General features: G+C 47.1%; 16 protein-coding genes and 1 riboswitch. Of the genes, 5 read left to right on the forward strand and 11 right to left on the reverse strand.

The annotated features are described in order from the left end of the window. Positions 1 to 12: 12 nt before the first annotated feature. Positions 13 to 1,977 (reverse strand): lytic transglycosylase domain-containing protein, encoded by a 1,965-nt coding sequence (locus AOC19_RS08905; RefSeq protein WP_215376195.1) that lies wholly within the window; start codon positions 1,975 to 1,977, stop codon positions 13 to 15. Between the two features lie 49 nt (positions 1,978 to 2,026). Between AOC19_RS08905 and AOC19_RS08910 the strand changes: the two genes are divergently transcribed. Then, entirely contained in the window at positions 2,027 to 2,650 is a 624-nt protein-coding gene (locus tag AOC19_RS08910) for a 5-formyltetrahydrofolate cyclo-ligase (protein ID WP_251368026.1), read from the forward strand. Here the strand turns inward: AOC19_RS08910 and metF are convergent. From metF to metK, 3 genes are all read right to left on the reverse strand, one after another. Further along, the gene (gene metF, locus AOC19_RS08915) at positions 2,640 to 3,470 is read right to left on the reverse strand and encodes a methylenetetrahydrofolate reductase [NAD(P)H] (RefSeq protein ID WP_215376200.1); all 831 of its coding nucleotides are present in this window, start codon (positions 3,468 to 3,470) and stop codon (positions 2,640 to 2,642) included. The two genes, AOC19_RS08910 and metF, sit on opposite strands and share 11 nt — an antisense overlap. A 55-nt stretch (positions 3,471 to 3,525) precedes the next feature. Then, the gene (ahcY, locus tag AOC19_RS08920; RefSeq protein ID WP_215376203.1) at positions 3,526 to 4,971 is read right to left on the reverse strand and encodes an adenosylhomocysteinase; all 1,446 of its coding nucleotides are present in this window, start codon (positions 4,969 to 4,971) and stop codon (positions 3,526 to 3,528) included. A gap of 61 nt (positions 4,972 to 5,032) precedes the next feature. Beyond that, positions 5,033 to 5,144: riboswitch (S-adenosyl-L-homocysteine riboswitch) on the reverse strand. 79 nt (positions 5,145 to 5,223) lie between these two features. Then, on the reverse strand, positions 5,224 to 6,390 hold the full coding sequence (gene metK, locus AOC19_RS08925; RefSeq protein WP_015422158.1) for a methionine adenosyltransferase: 1,167 nt from the start codon (positions 6,388 to 6,390) through the stop codon (positions 5,224 to 5,226). A gap of 203 nt (positions 6,391 to 6,593) precedes the next feature. On the opposite strand from metK, the gene AOC19_RS08930 reads away from it, so the two are divergent. The 3 genes from AOC19_RS08930 to dapF are packed head-to-tail and all read left to right on the forward strand — an operon-like array spanning position 6,594 to position 9,293. Then, a complete protein-coding gene (locus tag AOC19_RS08930) occupies positions 6,594 to 7,454 on the forward strand; it encodes a lysophospholipid acyltransferase family protein (RefSeq protein WP_215376206.1) in 861 nt (286 codons plus the stop codon). A 25-nt stretch (positions 7,455 to 7,479) separates the two neighbouring features. After that, on the forward strand, positions 7,480 to 8,379 hold the full coding sequence (locus tag AOC19_RS08935; RefSeq protein ID WP_215376208.1) for a lipid A biosynthesis acyltransferase: 900 nt from the start codon (positions 7,480 to 7,482) through the stop codon (positions 8,377 to 8,379). A gap of 59 nt (positions 8,380 to 8,438) precedes the next feature. Further along, positions 8,439 to 9,293, forward strand: a complete 855-nt coding sequence (gene dapF / locus AOC19_RS08940; protein ID WP_215378284.1) for a diaminopimelate epimerase — start codon at positions 8,439 to 8,441, stop codon at positions 9,291 to 9,293. Between the two features lie 21 nt (positions 9,294 to 9,314). Here dapF and pyrE read toward each other — a convergent pair whose 3' ends face one another. Then, positions 9,315 to 9,983, reverse strand: coding sequence for an orotate phosphoribosyltransferase (gene pyrE / locus AOC19_RS08945; RefSeq protein ID WP_215376211.1), 669 nt, complete (start codon positions 9,981 to 9,983; stop codon positions 9,315 to 9,317). 8 nt (positions 9,984 to 9,991) lie between these two features. Between pyrE and AOC19_RS08950 the strand changes: the two genes are divergently transcribed. Beyond that, a complete protein-coding gene (locus AOC19_RS08950) occupies positions 9,992 to 10,774 on the forward strand; it encodes an exodeoxyribonuclease III (protein WP_215376214.1) in 783 nt (260 codons plus the stop codon). Here the strand turns inward: AOC19_RS08950 and AOC19_RS08955 are convergent. The 6 genes from AOC19_RS08955 to dksA are packed head-to-tail and all read right to left on the reverse strand — an operon-like array spanning position 10,767 to position 15,792. After that, positions 10,767 to 12,101, reverse strand: coding sequence for an AmpG family muropeptide MFS transporter (locus tag AOC19_RS08955; protein ID WP_435367675.1), 1,335 nt, complete (start codon positions 12,099 to 12,101; stop codon positions 10,767 to 10,769). The genes AOC19_RS08950 and AOC19_RS08955 overlap by 8 nt on opposite strands. Beyond that, positions 12,094 to 12,675, reverse strand: a complete 582-nt coding sequence (gene metW, locus AOC19_RS08960) for a methionine biosynthesis protein MetW (protein WP_215376220.1) — start codon at positions 12,673 to 12,675, stop codon at positions 12,094 to 12,096. The genes AOC19_RS08955 and metW overlap by 8 nt, the downstream gene beginning before the upstream one ends. Then, on the reverse strand, positions 12,672 to 13,811 hold the full coding sequence (metX, locus tag AOC19_RS08965) for a homoserine O-succinyltransferase MetX (RefSeq protein WP_215376223.1): 1,140 nt from the start codon (positions 13,809 to 13,811) through the stop codon (positions 12,672 to 12,674). The genes metW and metX overlap by 4 nt, the downstream gene beginning before the upstream one ends. Continuing rightward, entirely contained in the window at positions 13,808 to 14,464 is a 657-nt protein-coding gene (gene slmA / locus AOC19_RS08970; RefSeq protein WP_215376225.1) for a nucleoid occlusion factor SlmA, read from the reverse strand. Before slmA ends, metX begins: the two co-directional genes overlap by 4 nt. Before the next feature lie 21 nt (positions 14,465 to 14,485). Continuing rightward, entirely contained in the window at positions 14,486 to 15,388 is a 903-nt protein-coding gene (gene argB / locus AOC19_RS08975; protein WP_215376228.1) for an acetylglutamate kinase, read from the reverse strand. A 26-nt stretch (positions 15,389 to 15,414) separates the two neighbouring features. Continuing rightward, positions 15,415 to 15,792 carry an RNA polymerase-binding protein DksA gene (gene dksA, locus AOC19_RS08980; RefSeq protein ID WP_062307316.1) on the reverse strand — a complete coding sequence of 126 codons (378 nt, stop codon included), beginning with the start codon at positions 15,790 to 15,792 and terminating at the stop codon, positions 15,415 to 15,417. Positions 15,793 to 15,987 lie beyond the last annotated feature (195 nt).

Raw genomic sequence — 15,987 nt, forward strand, 5'->3', positions numbered from 1 at the left:
GTAATTGAAATACTAGGGTAGTTCAGATGCGTTTGCCGCTTTAGGAGTAATCACACCTAAACGCTGCTTTAAAGACTGTGTCTGTCCATGCATCACCGATGAATAATACGTTGCATTGGCTAATACATTTTTTACATAAGTTCGCGTTTCATTGAACGGAATCGTTTCCGCAAAAATTGCACCCTCAGTAGGACTCGTCAGCTTTTCTCGCCAAGTCTTTGAGCGTGATGGACCGGCGTTATAAGCAGCAGATGCTAGAACCCAAGAGCCATCCAGGTCCACCAAGACCATATTCAAGTAATTGCTACCTAAAGTGAGGTTGGTATTGGTATCAGTAAGCTTGTCATTGGTATATGAGGTCATGCCAATTTTCTTAGCAACATACTTGGCAGTGTTTGGCATCACCTGCATCAAGCCTGAGGCGCCGACTGAAGAAGAGGCATTCATGATGAAGCGCGATTCTTGACGAATCAAACCATAGGCCCAAGCCAAATTCAAATCAATTTGCTTAGCAATTGGCGATAACTCGTCACGATAAGGCGTTGGATAGCGCAAGCTAAAGTCATGCTCTTGCTTAGTACGATCGGCTGTATTTACAACGCGATCATATAAGCCAATACGCTTAGCGTATTCAGCAGCCGCCAGTAATTGCTTGTCACTCATATTGCGCAGCTCCCAATTCCAATCGCGGTTGCCTTCAAAGCGCAAATTCATGGCGTAGAAACGCTCACCCCGAATAAAGCCTTTACGTTGAGACATCGCTTCGATTTCTGCATCACTCACTTTGGTGCGGGCAGGCGCATGATTGGATTTACCCAAATCTTCACGCGCAAGCTGTCCATAAAAGTTGTACTGATCAGCAACCAGCTCCAGATTCTCGCGGGCTTTCTCATTTTGGCCGTCGACTTTTAATGCGCGCGCATACCAATAAGTCCAAGCGGGATCTTTACTGCGAACTGCTGGGTTCATACCCTCAATGGCATTCTTTACTAGAGCCCAATCTTTAGCCCGCAAGCCTGCGCGCACTTTCCACTCCTGACCTTCAGTAGAAAGAAGTTCGTTGTAGCCTAACTCTTGCTGTAGACGATACGCATCATCCGCATTAGGATCTAATTTTTTCGCAAGGAATTGGCCAATCACACCCCAAGCTACAGCCTGGTTTTCTTTGCTATAGCGCGATGCATTTTGTGAAAAATCTTTAAACGCTTTTGCAGGATCGGCTTTGGCGGACTTGACAATCTCAGCAATAGGATCCTCGCCACCCAAGCGTCGTGACATGGTGTCAAAACCCATCTCACTAGCAGCACGACCAATGGCCTTTGCTTCGCTTGGCGTCATGCCGCCAGCCCCAACCAAGATGGGGACGAGCTCTTGGCAAGCCTGACCGAAATAACGTGGATCCAATAATATTGCGCGTGCGTCTATTGCTACTTTGCTTGGGTTCTCACCTTGGGCCAATTTTGACTGCAGTGAATAGCACTTCACTTGAGTGTCATCATCCAAAACAAACTTAGGGTATTCGACATCAAAACGCGCCCAATCTTTTCGCTTACCCAAGACGAGTAGCCAGTCATTGCGCATCCGGTCAGCCAAAGCCGTACCTTGGTACTGATTTAGAAAAGCCACCACCTGAGAGTCAGCATTACTATCGGCACGTGCACCACCAGCACTATCAAATAACTGGGGCTTAATACGAAAATAAGCTACATAGTCCTCATACGGATAATTAGAGAGGCTAGCAGCCAATGTTTGCGCCCGGGCTACATCATTTCGTTTAGCGGCCTCACGTAATTCAATAAAAGTACGATCACCTTCCGTGATCTCAAAGGCTGAAATCCGGCTTTCTTTTGCAGGAATAGTTTTCTTCGCTTTTTCAGCAAAAATGCTGGGCGCAGAAACAGCAAGGGCTAGAAATAGAATCCCGCCCACGGTTTTTTGCCAGCCATCAAAAACATGAAACTTCTTTTTCACCGTCATACCTTATCGATTTACTATATCTCTTAATTTTCGCCTGATAATGGTCTATATGCACGGCAATTCTCCAAAATCGCTACGGCAAGACTTGCTAGCCCAAAGGAAACAGTTTGCGGCTAGCGCAAGCTATTCCATAGCTCAAGAAGCCATTTTGGCTAGCCTAGCTGCTTTTCTAGAGAACCATGACACCCAAATTCAATCCATAGCCTTGTATTGCCCTATACAAGATGAGCCTGACCTAAGACCCGCACTACTAGCATGGGCTCAGAGTAAGACAGGTAGAGCGTTAGCTCTTCCATTTGCGCGTCCCGATAAGCATCTGGATTTTTATGCCTGGGAAGCGGGGGATCTCCTGATTCCTAGTCGCCATGGCGTGCCGGAGCCGGATCCCAATAACCCTCGCAGACCTCAAGTCACTCCAGACTGCATCCTGATTCCCTGCGTAGGCTGGTCAGAATCCAGGGTGGGCGATAAAACACATTATTGGCGGCTTGGGTATGGGGGTGGCTACTTTGACCGCACCCTAGCCCAGTTGCGTAAAGCTAAACCAAGCCTACTGTGCGTAGGCATTGGCTTTGATTGGCAAAAATTAGAGGATTCTCATTGGCAGGCTCAAGCGCATGATGAGCCTTTAGATGCCATGCTGACTGAGTCAGGCTTATTCATTACTTATTGAGACTGAGATTGTCTGCAATCGCTAAAACAGCATCTGCCTGATTGAGTGAATAAAAATGTAGTCCAGGTGCGCCAGCCACTAAAAGCTGATCACACAGATCTGTCACCACTTCCTCACCAAACGCACGAATCGAAGCGGTGTCATCGCCATAAGACTGCAAACGCAAACGAATCCAACGCGGAATTTCTGCGCCACAGGCATCAGAAAAACGCAGTAGCTGAGTACTGTTAGTAATTGGCATGATTCCAGCAATCACTGGCTGAGTAACGCCCAAGTCATAGGCCTCATCCACAAAGCGGAAATAGGCGTCGCTGTTATAGAAATACTGAGTCACTGCTGAATTAGCTCCAGCTTTCATCTTCTGCACAAAGAAATCCACATCCGTCGCCGGCGACTTGGCCTGAGGATGACATTCTGGATAGGCGGCTACATCAATATGAAACCAGTCACCAGTTTCTGCACGAATAAATTCGACTAATTCATTGGCATGATGGAACTCACCATACTGGCCCATGCCAGATGGTAAGTCGCCACGTAAAGCCACAATCCGCTTAACACCTAAAGCTTGGTACTGCTTCAACATTTCGCGCACGCTTTCACGTGAACTACCAACGCAAGATAAGTGGGGGGCAACCGCTGCACCTGCAGCGTGAATATCGCTCACCACTTTCAATGTGCCAGATTGTGTAGAGCCACCGGCACCAAAAGTCACAGAATAAAAAGCGGGCTTGAGCGTTTCACTAAAACGCTCGCGCACGAGATGCAGCTTATTCTCACCTTCAGGTGTTTTTGGAGGGAAGAATTCAACGCTTAATTCCATGATCTTGGGCCTGTATCTCTATTTCTCTATTGAACAATATCTAGCAAGGGGTAGATTAATAACGATAGTGGTCAGCCTTGTATGGGCCTTCCTTCGTTACACCAATGTAAGAAGCTTGCTGATCTGACAATACAGTTAACTGTGCATTCAATGTCTTGAGCTGCAAACGCGCAACCTTCTCATCCAAATGCTTTGGCAATGTATAAACACCAACTGGGTATTTATCTGTGCCAACTGCATTCCACAATTCAATCTGCGCAATCACTTGGTTCGCAAATGAAGAGCTCATGACATAAGATGGGTGACCTGTACCGCAACCCAAGTTCACTAAGCGGCCTTTAGCCAAGATGATGATGCGCTTCTCGGGATTGCCATTCTCTGCTGGGAAAATCACGTGATCTACTTGTGGCTTGATTTCTTCCCACTTGTATTTCTCAATACCAGCAACATCAATCTCGTTATCGAAGTGGCCAATGTTACAAACAATGGCTTGATTCTTCATCTTCACCATGTGGTCATGTGTAATCACATGATAGTTACCAGTTGCTGAAACAAAGATATCTGCTTTATCTGCAGCGTAATCCATTGTGACAACGCGGTAGCCTTCCATCGCTGCTTGCAATGCACAGATTGGGTCTACTTCAGTAACCCAAACTTGAGCTGACAAAGCACGTAGAGCTTGGGCTGAACCTTTACCCACATCGCCGTAACCACAAACCACTGCAACCTTACCGGCAACCATGACGTCAGTAGCACGCTTGATCGCATCAACTAAAGATTCGCGGCAACCATAGAGGTTGTCGAACTTGCTCTTAGTAACAGAATCGTTTACGTTAATTGCTGGGAACTTCAAGTCACCTTTAGCGAACATCTGATAGAGGCGATGTACACCAGTAGTAGTTTCTTCAGTTACGCCTTTTACTTTTTCTAAGCGTGTGGAATACCAAGTTGGATCTTGCGCCAATTTCTTTTTAATAGCTGCAAACAAAATAGTTTCTTCTTCGCTGGTTGGATGATTCAAGCAAGCTTGATCTTTCTCAGCACGTGCACCGAGGTGCAATAACAAAGTGGCATCGCCACCGTCATCCAAAATCATATTGGTGAAGCCGCCATCAGCCCACTCAAAAATACGGTGGGTGTAATCCCAATACTGCTCAAGAGTTTCACCCTTGATCGCAAACACTGGAGTGCCATTGGCGGCAATCGCTGCAGCAGCGTGATCTTGTGTGGAGAAAATATTGCAAGATGCCCACTGCACTTCAGCGCCGAGCGCTTCAAGCGTCTCGATCAATACTGCAGTTTGAATGGTCATGTGCAATGAGCCAGTGATACGCGCGCCACGCAATGGTTGCTGTGCTGCGAACTCGTCGCGAATCGCGATGAGGCCTGGCATTTCTGTTTCAGCAATGGCGATTTCTTTACGGCCAAAGTCAGCCAAAGAAATATCGGCAATAGCGCAACGGGTTGCTACAAAGTTGTTTAAATCGGAAACGGTACTCATGAATGCTCCAGCTAAATACGATCCAATGCTGGAGTAGAAACTCGCTAGCCATTGAATCATGGGTTAGCGAGCGCAGTTGCAATTAGCAAACTCTGGGATTACCTAGGAGTCCACTCCCTTCAAGCCTGGGGAAACGCTGGTTCTCAGCATTCCTTGCAACGCTCCTTGAAGGTATGGCGAAATTGTAATCAATTTCGCCATATTTCGCCTCAATACAACTACTTACTGCAAATTTACCACTTAGAAGGCCGATTACAGACCAGCTGCTGCACGTAAGGCAGGCGCTTTATCGCACTGCTCCCAAGTGAATTCCGGCTCTTCACGACCAAAGTGACCATAAGCAGCAGTCTTACGATAAATCGGACGTAAAAGGTTCAACATCTTCACGATGCCTTTTGGACGCAGGTCAAAGTGCTCAGATACTAGTTGTGCAATCTTCTCGTCAGAGATCTTGCCCGTGCCAAAGGTGCTCACCATCACTGAAGTTGGCTTCGCTACACCAATCGCATAGGAGATCTGAATCAAGCACTTGCTTGCTAAACCAGCAGCAACTACGTTTTTCGCTACATAACGACCTGCATAGGCAGCGGAACGGTCAACCTTGGATGGATCCTTGCCAGAGAACGCGCCACCACCGTGAGGAGCCGCACCGCCGTAGGTGTCCACAATGATCTTGCGACCTGTCAGACCACAATCGCCTTGCGGGCCGCCGATAACAAATCGACCTGTTGGGTTTACCAAGAAGTTAATTGCGCCTTTGATCAAATGCTTAGGCAATACGGGCTTGATGATTTCTTCAATCACTGCTTCACGCAACTTCTCCAAAGAAATATCTTCATCATGTTGTGTGGAAAGAACCACGGTGTCGATTGAGTCAGGCTTGCCATCAACATAGCGCAATGTCACTTGTGACTTCGCATCAGGACGCAACCAATTTAAACGGCCATCACGGCGCAGTTGGGATTGACGCTCTACTAAGCGGTGTGACAAGTGGATTGGTAAAGGCATAAGCTCTGCAGTCTCATCACAGGCGTAACCAAACATCAAACCTTGGTCACCAGCGCCTTGATCTAAACCGTCGTCATGTGCTTTGTCAACACCTTGAGCAATGTCAGGACTCTGTTTGTCATAAGCCACCAACACGGCACAGCCTTTGTAATCAATACCGTAGTCAGTATTGTCGTAACCAATTTCACGCAAAGTATTGCGAGCTACCTGGATATAATCTACATTGGCATTTGTTGTGATCTCACCAGCCAACACTACCAAGCCGGTATTACACAAAGTTTCTGCAGCAACGCGCGCAGTTGGGTCTTGAGCCAGGATTGAATCCAAGATGGCATCAGAGATTTGGTCTGCTACTTTATCGGGGTGACCTTCAGAAACCGATTCTGAGGTAAAGAAGTAATCATTTGCCATTGCATATTCCTTTAAAAATTAACACGATCTAAGGGACAACTCGACGTGCCAGGAACTACAACGGCGACGCTTTAGCAGAATTTATGAATCGCCCTGCAAGTTGCCTTAACTCAGCGATAGACGAATTCTATCCGAAAAATGCCTTATTCATCAAGCATCACCATAAATTTGGCCCTATCGCCCGCATTGAATATCATTAGAGGGTGCGCAAACTCCTTCTCAAGCTAACCCTCGCTGCAATTGCAGTGTTGCCCTTGTTCCTAGTTCAGGTAATTGGGGCTGCCTTAGGGATACTGGCCTATCTAGGGTCGAAGCAATATCGATCACTTTTTCGCCCTCAATATGAGGCCGTTGTTAAGAGTCATCATTTACCCCTGCAAATTTGGCGTGCGGCGGCAGCCTCAGGACAGCTCTTTTCAGACAGCCTATGGATTTGGCGAAATCCCAAAAAAGCACTTGCCCTGGTTGAGGTACAAAACTGGGATCTGGTTGAGGCAGCTATCAATGAAGGTCATGGCCTAGTCATGCTGACACCCCACCTAGGTGGCTTTGAAATCATTCCTCGAGTCTTAGCTCAGCACTTCCCGGCTACCATCCTCTATCGACCCTCACGTCAAGAATGGCTCAACGAAGTGGTGGAAGAAGGTCGGGCCTATCCCAATATGCATTTCGTGCCAACTAACCTGAATGGCGTTCGCCAGATGACGCGGGCGCTGACACGTGGAGAAGCCATTGGCATTCTTCCAGATCAAGTGCCTAGTGGCGGCGAAGGAGTTTGGGTACCCTTTTTCGGGCGCCCCGCCTATACAACCCCACTTCCTGCTCGCTTAGCCAATCGCAATAACACGCCGGTTGTGATGTTTACCGCTAAACGCAAAGGCCTTGGTAAAGGCTGGCTAATGCAGGCCAAGAGATTAGCGCCGCTCTCCGAAGACTCCATGCTTGCTGCTGCAGAACTCAATGTCGCAATTGAAAATGCGATCCTAGTTGCACCCAATCAATTCATCTGGGCCTATAACCGCTACAAACATCCCAGCGGAGCAGAATTACCACCAAGCAATTAGTTAATAAATTTATAATTTATTCAACATGACCTGGTTACAAAACGTTTTTAATTTCCTAGCGCTGAACTTATTGCGTCTTTTTGCCTTTCTACCTTACACCCTCACCATCTATATTGGTTACGGGCTTGGCTGGCTAGCTGCCCATATTCCGAACGAACGTGCCAAGGTCGTAAAAACTAACCTGCGTTTGTGTTTCCCCAATCTGAGCGAAGATGAAATTGATGCACTTGCACTAGAGCACTGGAAGTTATTTGGACGTAGCGTAATTGAGCGAAGTCGTATCTGGCTTGGCAGTGGAAAGCAGATTACTGACATCGTCACCATCAACTCTGCGATTACGCTTGGCGATCGTAAGCCGAGACTCTTAATCAACCCCCACTTCGTAGGACTCGAGGGCGGCTTCATGGCACTCTCCGTTTTAGCAAGTCAGCATGATTGGCCGCGCGGTGCGGGACTCTACCAGAACATGAAGAACCCATTCTTTAATCAAAAGATGATTGAATGGAGAAATCGCTTCGGCGGCAAATCCATTGAGCGTCAAAGTCGCTTACGTGATTTGATTCGGGAAATTCAAACGGGTAACTTTATTTTTATTGCGCCTGACATTGATCTCGGACCACGCGACTCTGTTTTCGTGCCGTTCTTTGGAATTCAAACTAACACGATCACTTCAGTCTCTCGCTTAGCCAGACTGAGTGGCGCAGAAGTCTGTCTCATGACTACAACCTTAAATCCGGATCGCAAAGCGTATACCTGCAACATCAGCGCACCACTTCCCAACTTCCCAACGGATGATGTGGAAGCCGATACTGCACGCCTGAATAAATATATCGAAGACCTTGTTCGAGAAAGGCCAGCGGAGTACTATTGGGTACATAAACGCTTCAAACATCGGCCGCCTGGCGAGCCAAATCTTTACAACTAATTGGAATTCTTTTGAGTACGAATTTAAACAAGCCAGCACGTACTTTACGCTTCACCAAAATGCATGGTGCCGGCAATGATTTCATTGTGCTCAATGGGATTGATCAAGATCTCGGTGGCATTACACGTGAGCAGTGGCAAAAACTAGCTCATCGCCAATTTGGAATTGGTGCTGATCAAATTCTGCTGGTTGAAAAAGCCACACGTCCTGATGCTGATTTTCGTTATCGTATTTTTAATTCTGATGGCGGTGAAGTTGAGCAATGCGGTAATGGTTCACGTTGCTTTGTTCGCTTTGTACTTGACCAAGGCCTTTCCACAAAGAACCCTTTGCGCGTAGAGGTAGCGCATACCGTTCTCACCTTGAGATCTCATGATGATGGTCAAGTAGAGGTGGATATGGGCGCGCCGATTTTTGAGCACAGCCAAATTCCTTTTAACGCAAACGGCTTAGCAAGTAAGCAAGAGTTCCATGAGATGCTCTATGCGCTGCCGATTGCTACGCCCGCTCCACACGACAGCTGGATCGGCGTTGTATCGATGGGTAACCCCCATGCCGTGCAAGTAGTCGGTGATGTTGATAGCGCGCCCGTACTCGAAGAAGGTCCATCGATCGAAAAGGATGCAGCATTTCCGAAAAGAGTTAACGCGGGCTATATGCAGATCCTTAATCGCAATGAAATCAAGTTGCGTGTCTACGAGCGTGGTGCTGGTGAGACTCTCGCTTGTGGCACTGGTGCGTGCGCTGCAGTAGTCTCGGGTATTCGTCGTGGTTTACTCGACTCCCCCGTCAAAGTACATACACGGGGTGGCGATTTGATAGTTGCCTGGGGTGGCATGATCAACGAAGTAGCTCAGAGCGTCATCATGACTGGGCCAGCCATTACCGTGTTCGAAGGCGAAACAGCAATCTAAAGAGCTGAGCTGCTCTTTAGATTAAATCCCGTATTTCTCGCGATAAGCTTTTACTGCTGGTAGATAGTTAGTTAACTCGGTATTGCTGGAAGCAGTTAAGAAAGCCATCAAGTCTGCCAAGTTCGCAATTGCCACTACCGGCAACCCAAACTCTTGTTCGACAGCTTGCACTGCGGACTTATCGCCAATCTCCGTAGCAGTCCCTGATTTTTCCATACGATCTAAAGCAATTAATACCGCCGCTGGTTCAGCACCTGCATCGCGAATGAGTTTTACAGACTCTCTCACCGAAGTCCCAGCTGAAATCACATCGTCAATGATGACTACTTTGCCTTTGACTGGGGCACCTACCAATGAACCGCCCTCACCATGGTCTTTGGCTTCTTTACGGTTATAGGCATAAGGCACATTACGGCCCGCATCGGCCAAAGCGATTGCAGTGGCAGCAGCTAAAGTGATGCCTTTATAGGCTGGCCCATAAAGCATGTCGTATTGCAGGCCAGATTCTTGCAGGGCTTTAGCGTAATAACGACCTAAGGCACTAAGGCGAGCACCATCATTGAATCCACCCGCATTAAAGAAATAAGGGGAAAGGCGCCCTGCTTTAGTTTTAAACTCCCCAAACGACAAAACATTTGCCTCTAAGGCGAATTGAATAAAGTTATCTTGATTAGAATTTTTTGAGCTCATAGGCCTATATGTTACGCATCATTTCTGCCAACCTCAACGGTATCCGTTCTGCAGTCAAAAAAGGCTTTCTGCCTTGGGTTGTAAAGCAAAAAGCAGACTTTGTCTGTATGCAGGAGCTCAAAGCTCAACAGGACGATTTGGAGAGTGCCATCCTTAATCCAGATGGCCTGCATGGCTTCTTTCATCATGCTGAGAAAAAGGGTTACAGCGGTTGTGGCATCTATACCCCTCACAAGCCTGATGAGGTGCTCTATGGCTATGGCAATGAAGAGTTTGATGCTGAGGGGCGCTATGTAGAGGCCCGCTTCAAGAATCTCTCAGTAATCTCGGTATATATGCCCTCAGGCTCAAGCTCGCCAGAAAGGCAGGAGGCGAAATATCGTTATCTAGATTCTTTCTTGCCACACCTAGTGGAGCTCAAAAATTCAGGGCGTGAGATTGTGCTGTGCGGGGATGTCAATATTGCCCATAACGAGATTGACCTCAAAAACTGGAAAGGCAACCTAAAGAATTCAGGATTTTTACCCGAAGAGCGCGCTTGGCTAAGCAACTTATTTGGCAAAGTCGGTTACGTAGATGTCTATAGAAAGCTAGAGCCCGAAGCAGCAGAGTCCTGCTACACCTGGTGGAGTAATCGGGGTCAAGCTTATGCAAAGAACGTGGGCTGGCGCATCGACTATCACATCACCACACCAGGGATTGCAGCAAGCGCCAAAAATACTGCTGTATATAAAGATGAGCGCTTCTCAGATCACGCTCCACTCACAGTGGATTACGACTGGTCTATTTAGCGACTTGTGAATCGTGCTTTTTAAACTCCACTACTTTGAATTGAATAGTGAGCCAAATCAGAATTAATACTGGTGCACCAATAATTGCAGTACTAATAAAAAAGTTTGAATAGCCAAAGTTATTTACAAATACGCCTGAGAATCCAGCTAACCACTTTGGTAATAAGAGCATCATCGAACTAAATAATGCGTACTGGGTTGCGGAATATTGAATGTTTGTCAGCGCTGATAGGAATGCGATAAACGCAGCTGTAGCAATTCCGGAACTGAGATTGTCAGCAGAGATAACCCAGATCAGCCCATGCAAGTCATGGCCCTGTGTCGCAAGCCAAGCAAATAATAAATTGCTGACGGCCGATAAAATTGCGCCCAAGAACAAGATGCGCATGACACCAAAGCGCAAAGTGAGCACGCCGCCCACGAATGCGCCCACTAAGGTCATCACCACACCAAAAACCTTACTAACTGCTGCAACTTCATCTTTGGTGTAACCCATGTCTACGTAAAACGGATTGGCCATAATGCCCATCACTACATCACTAATACGATAGATGGCGATTAAGGACAAAATCAAAATAGCATGCCAGCCATAGCGCTTGATGAAATCTGCAAAGGGCTCAATGAGGGTTTGATGTAGCCATGCCCTTGTATTACGGGCTTTTGCAAGCTCAATGCGAATGGGCTCTTTACTAAACAAAGTGGTGACAACACCCACACCAATCGAGAGCGCCATGCAAAGATAAGCAAATTGCCATGCAGCTGGGTCGTAGCCAGTAAGACCAGATTCAGCGCGGGCAGCCAACCAGAGAACACCGGCACCAGACCAAATCAATGCGAGGCGATAACCTGTTTGATAGGTCGCAGCCAATGCGGCCTGATGGTCGCTATCGGCAGACTCAATACGAAAAGCATCTAATGCAATGTCTTGGGTTGCAGAACCAAAAGCGACTAGGAGCGCGCACCACACAATCGGCGTCAACTGAACCTTGGGATCAATACTTGCCATACCCACTAGACCCAGAACAATCAGCAACTGCGCAAACAGCAGCCAGCCACGCCTTCTGCCAAATAAATTGGATAGCAAGGGAATGGATAGTCGATCTACCAGAGGGGCCCACATCCACTTAAACGCGTAGATTAAGCCAACCCAAGTGAGGTAACCAATGGTGCTGCGATCAATACCCGCCTCTCTTAACCAAAAGCTGAGTGTTCCTAAAATCAGTAGTAGGGGTAGGCCTGCAGAAAAGCCCAAGAAGAGCATTCGAAGACATGGCCATTCGAGATAAACCCGAAAGTCTTTCAGCCAGGACTGGGCGCTACTAAGCACGTCGAACGCGGAACAGCGCTAGGCTTCCAAAAAGATTAGGCATCAAAGTAACCTGACGACCCTCATGCAAAATGCATTGATCCAGTATCTGCAAGCCCAAGCTCGAAGCTAGCTTTTCAAAATCGGCCACCGTGAGAACACGTACGTTAGGTGTGTTGTACCACTGGTATGGCAAGCTCTTAGAGACAGGCATGCGACCAAAGCCAACAGCCAGGCGATGAGACCAATGGCCAAAGTTTGGAAATGAAACAATCGACTCTTTACCAACTCGAACCACTTCACGCAAGATCTTTTCAGTTTCATGAATGGTTTGTAATGTCTGGGAAAGCACTACCGTATCAAAGCTATGATTCTCAAAGAGCGCTAAGCCGCCTTCCAGATTTTGCTGAATGACGTTCAAGCCTTTTTGTACACAAGACAGCACGCGCGCATCATCAATTTCAACTCCATAAGCGTGCACCGGTTTTTGCTTTTGCAAATACTCCAAGAAGCTTCCGTCACCACAGCCAAGATCCAACACTTCACTATTGGGCGCAATCCAATTCGCTATTGCGGCAAAGTCTGCGCGCTTCATGATTGAGCCTCTAGCATTTGTTCAAAATAAGCACGAATCAGATTGTGATATCTCGGATCATCTAATAAGAAAGCATCATGCCCATGTGGTGCATCAATCTCTGCATAACTGACCTCACTCTTATTGCTGAGTAAAGACTCCACAATTTCACGACTGCGATTAGGCGGGAAACGCCAATCGGTGGAAAAGCTTACGACTAAAAACTTGGCTTGCACTTCAGCAAGGGCGCGATTCAAGCTACCCTCATAACGACGAGAAGGGTCAAAGTAATCTAGCGCTCGGGTAATCAGTAAATAAGTATTGGCATCAAAGTAAGTGGAGAACTTATCGCCTTGGTGGCGCAAATAACTTTCTACCTCAAATTCCACATCAAAGCTGAAGCGGTAGTCTTGGGATTCACCGCTAGGTCTTTGTAACTCGCGCCCAAACTTTTCTGCCATGTCATCATCTGACAGGTAGGTAATGTGCCCAACCATGCGAGCTAGTCTGAGGCCGCGCTTTGGCACTACGCCATGTTCGTAGTAGTTACCACCATGAAAATCCGGGTCAGACAAAATGGCATTACGAGCCACTTCATTAAATGCAATGTTCTGCGCGCTCAGTTTTGGTGTCGAAGCAATGACCAAGCAATGGGCAAGTCGTTTTGGGAACTGGATAGACCAAGCTAATGCTTGCATACCACCCAAGCTTCCACCCATTACCGCAGCAAAACGACGAATGCCCAACTTATCAGCTAAACGCGCCTGAGTATTCACCCAATCTTCCACCGTGATCACTGGGAAATCTGCGCCATAAGGCTTACTGGTGGCCGGATTGATACTCATTGGCCCAGTGGATCCGAAGCAAGAACCTAAGTTGTTAACGCCGATAACAAAGAAGTGATTTGTATCTACTGGCTTACCTGGCCCAATCATGTTGTCCCACCAGCCGATATCTTTTGCATCATCGGGATTGGGTCCAGCCACGTGGTGTGATGCATTCAGCGCATGACAAACCAGCACGGCATTACTTTTATCGGCATTGAGCTTGCCGTAGGTTTCAATAACTAAATCGTAGCCCGATAAGATGGCGCCACTTTGCAAAGGCAAGGGCTCGGCAAAATGGATAGTGTTTCTAGAGAGATGTAGCTCGCTCATTCGGACAGAAGAATACGAAGACTAATATCAGATGCTTCGGTTGGAAGCTTCTTAAAGCCGCTACGCGCAAAACGGTGCCAGCGCCCCAAAACATAACTCATCAACATTGCTGCGCGAATACTAACTTCATCTTGAGATACGTTTGCCCAGTTACCACCCTGAGTTTGCGCAATGCGCAGTGCTTGCTTTAAGGATGCCTCTACACGATCAAGCACCTGTGTAATACGGTCTTGCAAGCGATCATCTTCCTGCAAGAGTGCGTCACCTAGAAGAACACGAGTCATGCCAGGATTCTTTTCAGCGAAGAACAAAAGCATCTGCAAAATGCCACGAGCTTGGGCAAGTCCGGATTCTTCTTTTTGATTAATCTGATTAATCAAACCAAAAACGGTTTGTTCAATAAACGAAATCAAGCCTTCAAACATCTGCGCCTTACTGGCGAAATGTCGATAGAGTGCCGCTTCTGAAACTTGAATTTTTGCCGCTAATGCCGCAGTGGTGACGCGCTCACCCTTAGGGTTTTGCAACATCTCGGCCAATACTTGCAAGATTTGCAAACGGCGCTCGCCAGGGCGTGGACGCTTACGTGTCTTACCCTCTTCAGCAACTGTTGCCTCGATCTCTGATGCACTAGGGTCTAAAGAATCACGCATGTCTATATCTCTTATCAACTCTTAACGAGAGCGAATCATTGTTCCAAAAGCTTGCTCTGTCAGAATTTCTAACAACAAAGAGTGCTCAATTCGGCCATCAATAATATGAACAGAATTCACGCCACTCTTGGCCGCATCTAATGCAGAAGAAATTTTTGGCAACATACCGCCAGAAATCGTGCCATCAGCAAAGAGGCCATCAATTTCACGTGCGGTCAGGTCTGTTAAGAGCGTGCCATTTTTATCCATCACACCAGGAATGTTGGTCATCATGACCAATTTCTCTGCATGAAGAATTTCCGCCATCTTGCCAGCCACCAAGTCAGCATTAATGTTGTATGCCTGACCTTCTTCGCTAAATCCAATTGGGGAGATCACCGGAATAAAGGCATCGTCTTGCAATGCTTTAACCACTGCCGGATTAATGGCTTCGATTTCGCCAACAAAACCTAAATCAATCGTTGCACCAGCCTTCTTTTCATCGGCAACAAACATTTTCTTCGCCCGAATCAAACCACCGTCTTTACCAGTCAAACCAACGGCCTGGCCGCCAAAGTGATTGATCAACATCACGATGTCTTGCTGCACCTCACCGCCGAGGACCCACTCCACCACTTCCATGGTTTCTTCATCAGTTACACGCATACCTTGAATGAAGGTGCCGGTCTTACCAATCTTCTTGAGGGCCTCATCAATTTGCGGTCCACCACCATGAACGACGACTGGGTTCATACCAACCAGTTTCAGCAAGATGACATCGCGCGCAAAACTTTCTTTAAGGCGCTCCTCAACCATTGCATTCCCACCATACTTAATCACGATAGTCTTACCGTGGTACGCACGAATATAAGGCAAGGCCTCGGCCAAAATCTCCGCCTTCAGTAAAGGGGAGATTTCGCTAATAGATGGAGATTGCTTGGTCATTGCTACTTTTTTATTTGATCTGGTAATTAATCGCCAAACAACTTTTGACGAAGCTCACGACGCTCTTGTGCCTCGAGAGAAAGATTGGCTGTTGGGCGTGCAATTAAACGGTTCAAACCAATTGGCTCACCAGTTTCTTCACACCAACCGTAATCACCAGACTCAATACGAGCCAAAGCCTGCTCTACTTTTTTCAACAGCTTGCGCTCACGATCGCGTGTGCGCAACTCAAGAGCGTGCTCTTCTTCAATCGTTGCACGATCCGCAGGATCAGGAACCAAAATGTTTTCACGTAAATGCTCTGTAGTTTCAGAAGCATTTTTCAAAATATCGTCTTTTAAGGTCAGAAGCTTTTGACGGAAAAAATCGAGCTGAGCTGCATTCATATAGTCCTTTTCGGACATCTTGAGCAATTCAACCTCTGTTAAAGGAGCACCCTTAGCAACCTTTGCACTTGCTGCCTTAGAAGGCGCCTTTGCTGTAGCTGAAGATTTCGTTGGTGTTTTTACAGTCATTTCATTCTTTCCATGGATCTAAACCATTATTACTTCATTCTGCCAAACTTTTGCTGCGCTTTTGCCAATATTTATCAATATTGC

The sequence above is a fragment of the Polynucleobacter asymbioticus genome (assembly GCF_018687575.1).
Taxonomy (GTDB): Bacteria; Pseudomonadota; Gammaproteobacteria; order Burkholderiales; family Burkholderiaceae; genus Polynucleobacter; species Polynucleobacter asymbioticus_C.

Coding starts and splice junctions, on each gene's coding strand:
- AOC19_RS08905 (WP_215376195.1), bottom strand. CDS start 1,977: ATGACGGTGAAAAAGAAGTTTCATGTTTTTGATGGCTGGCAAAAAACC.
- AOC19_RS08910 (WP_251368026.1), top strand. CDS start 2,027: ATGCACGGCAATTCTCCAAAATCGCTACGGCAAGACTTGCTAGCCCAA.
- metF (WP_215376200.1), bottom strand. CDS start 3,470: ATGGAATTAAGCGTTGAATTCTTCCCTCCAAAAACACCTGAAGGTGAG.
- ahcY (WP_215376203.1), bottom strand. CDS start 4,971: ATGAGTACCGTTTCCGATTTAAACAACTTTGTAGCAACCCGTTGCGCT.
- metK (WP_015422158.1), bottom strand. CDS start 6,390: ATGGCAAATGATTACTTCTTTACCTCAGAATCGGTTTCTGAAGGTCAC.
- AOC19_RS08935 (WP_215376208.1), top strand. CDS start 7,480: ATGACCTGGTTACAAAACGTTTTTAATTTCCTAGCGCTGAACTTATTG.
- dapF (WP_215378284.1), top strand. CDS start 8,439: ATGCATGGTGCCGGCAATGATTTCATTGTGCTCAATGGGATTGATCAA.
- pyrE (WP_215376211.1), bottom strand. CDS start 9,983: ATGAGCTCAAAAAATTCTAATCAAGATAACTTTATTCAATTCGCCTTA.
- AOC19_RS08950 (WP_215376214.1), top strand. CDS start 9,992: ATGTTACGCATCATTTCTGCCAACCTCAACGGTATCCGTTCTGCAGTC.
- metW (WP_215376220.1), bottom strand. CDS start 12,675: ATGAAGCGCGCAGACTTTGCCGCAATAGCGAATTGGATTGCGCCCAAT.
- metX (WP_215376223.1), bottom strand. CDS start 13,811: ATGAGCGAGCTACATCTCTCTAGAAACACTATCCATTTTGCCGAGCCC.
- slmA (WP_215376225.1), bottom strand. CDS start 14,464: ATGCGTGATTCTTTAGACCCTAGTGCATCAGAGATCGAGGCAACAGTT.
- argB (WP_215376228.1), bottom strand. CDS start 15,388: ATGACCAAGCAATCTCCATCTATTAGCGAAATCTCCCCTTTACTGAAG.
- dksA (WP_062307316.1), bottom strand. CDS start 15,792: ATGTCCGAAAAGGACTATATGAATGCAGCTCAGCTCGATTTTTTCCGT.